This window comes from Mixta mediterraneensis, from assembly GCF_030283135.1.
Lineage (GTDB): Bacteria > Pseudomonadota > Gammaproteobacteria > Enterobacterales > Enterobacteriaceae > Pantoea > Pantoea mediterraneensis.
This window is the reverse complement of the sequence record NZ_JASUAZ010000143.1, coordinates 1-649: the sequence shown is the minus strand read 5'-3', so window position 1 is coordinate 649 and position 649 is coordinate 1. Positions and strand designations below refer to the sequence as shown.

The window sequence follows — 649 nt, the reverse complement described above, 5'->3', positions numbered from 1 at the left end:
TTAAAGATGTTTGGAATAAAGTTTCAGTTCGTAAATTCAAAGGATTCTACCAAAAACAGGTAGCAAGTTGATTTTGAGTTGATTCAATGCAAATGGTTTATGGAACATCTTTGACATCAATTATCTCAAAAACCGTAAATCGAACGAGCTTGAAAACAACTTTATTAGAATCAGAATGTCAAAATTAATAGGAATCGATACTATTTCTATTTTGTAAAAATGTGATTCCTATTGATCTATCGTTATACATGACCTGACATAGAGTTCATGTTTACCCTATAGCTATAGTGTATTGGCAACATGAAATTATCAAAGTTTAAACTCGTGCGCCTAACGTTTCGTGTACTACTGTTCAATCGAAGTTTAAACTGAAATGACTAACTTTAACCCTACATACCACATTGAACAGCTAGCAAATGTGTGGCTGAAGTAGCGTAAAATTTGTATATAAACTCGATCAAAAAACCAAATATATCATCAATCGTTTCTTGCCTTTCATCAAACAACAACAAATCAACATTCAACTTTTCATCAATTATTTTATTCAACAACCAACTTATCATCAACCATCTTTTCCTGTTTTTGTCGATGTTCCAATCATCATCATCGTTGGATAGCAAAGGCCACGTCTGGCTTCTTTTCCGAGACA

General features: G+C 32.8%; 1 protein-coding gene. It reads right to left on the bottom strand.

What is annotated here, in order from left to right; genetic code table 11:
- Positions 1-389: 389 nt before the first annotated feature.
- Positions 390-649: hypothetical protein (locus tag QRY16_RS21980; protein WP_289778062.1), on the bottom strand; the 260-nt coding region annotated here is incomplete at its 5' end.